3 protein-coding genes and 1 tRNA gene are annotated in these 4,947 nt (G+C 59.8%); 3 read left to right on the top strand and 1 reads right to left on the bottom strand.

The features are described 5' to 3' along the window. From HMPREF2724_RS01790 to HMPREF2724_RS01780, 3 genes are all read left to right on the top strand, one after another. The coding region (locus HMPREF2724_RS01790; protein WP_141748306.1) for a YhgE/Pip domain-containing protein at positions 1-1,618 on the top strand (1,618 nt) is incomplete at its 5' end. Further along, positions 1,618-3,669 (top strand): YhgE/Pip domain-containing protein, encoded by a 2,052-nt coding sequence (locus HMPREF2724_RS01785; RefSeq protein WP_070433397.1) that lies wholly within the window; start codon positions 1,618-1,620, stop codon positions 3,667-3,669. The genes HMPREF2724_RS01790 and HMPREF2724_RS01785, both read left to right, overlap by 1 nt. 21 nt (positions 3,670-3,690) lie before the next feature. After that, the gene (locus HMPREF2724_RS01780) at positions 3,691-4,215 is read left to right on the top strand and encodes a methylated-DNA--[protein]-cysteine S-methyltransferase (RefSeq protein WP_070433398.1); all 525 of its coding nucleotides are present in this window, start codon (positions 3,691-3,693) and stop codon (positions 4,213-4,215) included. 90 nt (positions 4,216-4,305) lie between these two features. On the opposite strand, the gene HMPREF2724_RS01775 is transcribed toward HMPREF2724_RS01780, so the two are convergent. After that, positions 4,306-4,394: transfer RNA gene (locus HMPREF2724_RS01775), tRNA-Ser, on the bottom strand. Between the last annotated feature and the right edge of the window lie 553 nt (positions 4,395-4,947).

Below are 4,947 nucleotides of genomic sequence, written 5' to 3'. Positions count from 1 at the left end.
CCCCGCCGTAGCTCCGGGTGTGGCGGGCCCGCTCAATGATGCAATTGCCACTTTGGAGGAGGGCAACGCTGCGAATAAGCAGCTGCTGGGTAATCTCCAGGCACTCAGCAATGACAGCAATGAGACCGCCAAGTCCGTGAAGTCCACGGCGGATGCGGTCAATCAGGCGGCGCAGGATACGAAGAAGACCTCCCAGGTTCTCTCGGACACAGTCGATAAGTCTGTGCCGGAGATTAATCGCGCGATGAGCAACCTAAGCTCCAAGGTCGGTGCGTTCTCGGCTTCGCTGGACACCCAAAAGGCGACGATGGAGGAAACACAGAACTTGCTGGACGGCGTCGGCAAGCAGCTCGGCGCAACCCAGGACGCACTTGGTTCCTTCGATTCAGATCTTGCCTCCCTGGAAGATGGTGTGGAGGGCGCGCGTGACGACGTCCGCGCCATCACCGCTCACTCGCGGACCAAGGAACTGCAGACCATCACCGGCCTGAACTCCGATGAGATTGGTTCCTTCTTCGCTGATCCCGTTGAGGTGAAGAGCGCGCCAGTCTATCCGGTGGGCTCCTACGGTTCCGCGATGGCCTCGCTGTTTACGAACCTCTCGCTGTGGATCGGTGCCTTCGTGCTCGTGGTCATCTTCCGCGTGGAGGTGGATCTCGAAGGCTTTAAGCGGCTCACGGTGGGCCAGGCTTATCTGGGCCGTTTCCTGCTCATGGCCGTGATGGCGATGGTGCAGGCCGTAATTGTCACCGTGGGTGACTTGGCCGTGGGCGTACAGACGGTAAATCCAGTCGCATTCGTTGCCACCGGCACGCTCATCGCGCTGGCTTATCTCAGCATCATCTACGCGCTGTCGACGGCCCTTGGTCACGTGGGCCGTGGCCTTGCAGTGGTGCTGGTCATCGTACAGATTCCGGGTGCCTCCGGCCTGTACCCGATTGAGCTGATGCCGAACTTCTTCCGTTCCATCTACCCGCTTCTGCCATTCTCATATGGCATCGACGCCATGCGCGAGACCATCGGCGGCTTCTATGGTCTGCACTATCTCAAGTTCATGTCCGTGCTGGCCTTGATGTTCGTAGTGGCTTTCGCCTTGGGCTTGTTGGGGCGTCGCAGCTTCGCGCACTTTAACTTGCTCTTTAACCGCGAGCTGGCCAAGACCGATCTCATCGCGGCAGAAAACGTCCAGATCGTCGGCGATGGTTACCGCTTCGCCGATGTCCTGAAGGCACTGCAAGGCCGTGAGGAATTCGCAGCTGATTTGGAAAAACGCAAGCACGATTACAGGCACTGGATCCGCGTGGCTGCAGTACTTGGCGTTGTGGGCATGGTGGTGCTCGGCATCGTGGCTGCGCTTGTGCCTTCGCAGAAACCATTGTTGTTGGGCATTTGGACGCTGTGGTGCCTGCTTATCTTGGGCATCGTGGTCACCCTCGAGTACCTGCGCAAGAGCCTCGCGCAGTCCACCGAGTTGGTGGACTTCAACGAGGAAGAGCTCCGGCACTCCGTTGCCGCCCGCGGTGAAGGTGTGCATTCGGCTTCGGCTGAGGAGGCGCAGTACCAAGACGGCGTCTTGCACAATGAAGGCACTCTCGACGAAAAAGGCGAGGAGAAATAATGAAAAAGATCGGTGGAATTTTCTTCGATGATCTTCGCCGTGCCACTAGCAACGTCATGGCATCAGTCATCCTCTTTGGCCTCGTCGTTATCCCTTTGCTGTTTACTTGGTTCAACGTGTTGGCCAGCTGGGATCCTTTCTCCAACACGGGCCAGCTGAAGGTAGCCGTGGCCAGCGAGGATACCGGCTATAAAAGCGACATCTTCCCGGTTCCGGTCAACGTAGGCGAGAAGGTGCTCTCGGAGCTGCGTGCAAATGACAAGTTGGATTGGGTCATCACCGACGCTGAAGACGCCATCGACGGCACGAAATCTGGCGAGTACTACGCCTCCATCGTGCTGCCGGAGCACTTCAGCTCGGACATGATGACCTTTTATGCGGAAGGCTCCAAGCCGACCGAAATCTCGCTGTACACCAACGAGAAGAAGAACGCGCTGGCGCCGAAAATTACGAATAAGGGCGCAGAGGGCGTTTCCTCCCAAATCGCGGAGTCTTTCACACACACGCTTGGCGACGTCTCCCTAGGCCTGATTTCCTCCCTCGACGAATACCTCAACGAGTCCGACGCAAAGGCAACGTTGAAGCGCATTGAAGATCGTGCCGATGGCATCGAAGCACAGCTGCACACCGGCGCGCGTACGGCCCGTTCGATGGGCAGCCTGGTGGATTCTTCGGTGCCGCTCGTAGAAAGCGCACAGCGCATCGCCAATGCGCCGCGGCCTTCGCTGTCGGGCCCAACTGGAGATCTGAACCTGTCCACGGAGTCCCTCGACGCGGCGCTTTCGCAGACCGCCGATAGCTACGATGTAGTACGCCAGCGCATCGACGAACTATACGATTCAGCAGATACCTCGCGCGCCTCGATGCAGGCCACCTTGAATACGCTGGCAGGCCAGGTGCAAGGCCAGATTGATGCCTACAAAGGCCTGCGGGATCGCGTAAATAGCGATGTGAAGCCAGTGCTGCCGGCTGAGGCCGCGCAGCTGACCAGCAACCTCGACGAGGCCATTGCGGCACAGGAGGCCGTACACTCCCGCTTGGTGGCCGCAGCGAATGCGCCGGGTGCGCAGAAGCCGGACTTTTCTTCCATCGACCGCGCCCAGCAAGCGATCGAGTCTAGCCGCGACTCGCAGCTGCGCACCTCTGTGGGCAAGCTCCAAGACTCCCTGCAGCGCATCGGCAGTGACATCGACTCGCAGGGCTCCAGTATCAGCTTGGACACCGAGTCTCTGACCGGCGCCCGGGATGCGCTGAGCACCCTTGCTCAGGAGCTGGATTCGGATGCGGACCGCTTCGGCGAGCTAAAAGATGAGCTCGACCGCGCACGCGATACCGGCGATCTCTCGCGCCTAGCCAAGGTGGTGGGCAATAACCCGGATGCCCTGGCAAGCTTTATCGCCTCGCCGGTTTCGGTGGACCGCCAACCGGTCTACCCGGTGGCGTCCTTTGGCGCGGGCATGGCGCCGCTGTATACCACCCTGGCGCTGTGGGTAGGTAGCCTTCTTACGGCCGTCACGTTGCGTACTGACGTCAGCAACCGCGACTCTTATACCGTGGTGCAGCGCTTCTTTGGCCGCTTCGGCATCTTCGCGCTGATTGGCTTCTTCCAGTCCACGCTGCTTTCGCTTGGCCTTATCTTCTTCGTGCAGCTAGAACCGGCACATCCGGTGTTGCTGTGGTTGGCGGCCTGGGTCTCTTCGACCGTATTCATGATGATCATCTATACGCTCGTGGTCTCCTTCGCCAACGCCGGTAAGGCTTTGGGCGTGCTCTTGTTGGTCATTCAGGTCTCCAGTGCGGGTGGTGCTTATCCGTTGCAGCTTTTGCCGGAGTGGTTCCAGAACATTAGCCCGTGGTTGCCGGCAACGTACACGATTCGCGCCTTCCGCGCGGCAATCGGCGGCGTCTATCACGCTGATTACTGGCTCTCGCTGCTGGTGCTGCTGGTCTTCCTGCTGCCGATGTTCTTCCTCGGCATCGTCCTGCACAAGCCACTGCATGCTTATACCTCGAAGCTGGATGCAGCACTCGCTGAGACCAAGCTGATGTAATACCGAACTAGAATCGCCGGCATGGCATCTACACCCCGCTCAGTTACCTATCGTTACGTCGACTCGCCTGTGGGCGAACTCCTCGTGGCGGCGACTGAGCGGGGTGTGGTCTATCTGGCCTTCGCGTGCGAAGAGTCCGCGGAAGTCTTGGCGCTCCTCAACAACAAGATCGGTCCGGCAACCATGGGCACAAGTCCGGTGCTGACTCTTGCTGCCGCACAGCTAGACGAGTACTTCGCAGGCGCGCGCCGCACCTTCAGCGTGCCCATCGATGAGTCCCTCACCTCGGGCTTTCGCCAGCGCGTCCAAAGGTTACTGACGGACATTCCGTACGGCGCGACCACTACCTACGCCCAGCTTGCCGACGCCGCCGCAAACCCCAAGGCTGTCCGCGCCGTGGGCAGCGCCTGTGCGCGTAACCCCGTGCCGATTATCGTGCCATGCCACCGCGTATTGCGCAGCGACGGCAGTCTCGGCGGCTACCGCGGCGGCGTGGAGGCGAAGGAGATGCTGCTGCGCCTAGAAAGTGGCGCTCGAACGCCTTAGTCCTCGTCCCCCTAGCTCCGCCTTTGCTCTGCCAACCCAGCCGGACTCAAGAAAACGCAAATGGTCCCAACTCCGAAGAGCTGGGACCCGTGGCGGAGGATAGGGGATTTGAACCCCTGAGGGATGTGACTCCCGCACGCGTTCCAGGCGTGTGACATAGGCCGCTAGTCGAATCCTCCGTTGGAAAACATTATCAGCCTTGTCTAGAGCGGCAAAATCCGCAGGTCAATAGCGGAAAGGTGGCCTGCAAATCGCGCAGGTCGTCCGCGAGCCACGCGGGCCGAGCGCAAACTATTCGGGCCGAGCATGAATCGCGCGGCCTGAGTGCAATCCGTGCGGGCGCCGCCTCCAAATGGTGAGGTCACGTCCAAATGGTGAGGTCGACCCTTTGCGGATGGTGGTGCTGTTAACTGGTGGGGTTGCTGAATGGTGAACTCACCATCTGCACCTCACCATTTGGCCCTTTCGTGCCGCCGCGGAGTACTGATCTCCGTTTGAATGGCAGGCCGCGTTCCTAAATGGTCAAGCCTTGTCGCAATCGCTGATGTGGAAGTGGAACAGTAGGGCAGGTGGTGCGTGGATTTACCATCCTCGTTTGCCGTCTGGGTATTTGCGGTGCCTTGGGGATGTCGGGGGGATGTCGGGCGAAAGAAGCTGGGGGAGGGTGTCGGGCAGTGGCGCCGGACCTAAGAAAACGTAACCCAAGAAAACGCAAATGGTCCCAACTCCGAA

It is taken from the genome of Corynebacterium sp. HMSC071F07, assembly GCF_001810285.1.
Lineage (GTDB): Bacteria > Actinomycetota > Actinomycetes > Mycobacteriales > Mycobacteriaceae > Corynebacterium > Corynebacterium simulans.
This window is presented reverse-complemented; position numbering and strand designations above follow the sequence as displayed.

Excerpts from the sequence above, each read along its gene's own strand:
- HMPREF2724_RS01785 (WP_070433397.1), top strand. The coding sequence starts at position 1,618 with ATGAAAAAGATCGGTGGAATTTTCTTCGATGATCTTCGCCGTGCCACT.
- HMPREF2724_RS01780 (WP_070433398.1), top strand. The coding sequence starts at position 3,691 with ATGGCATCTACACCCCGCTCAGTTACCTATCGTTACGTCGACTCGCCT.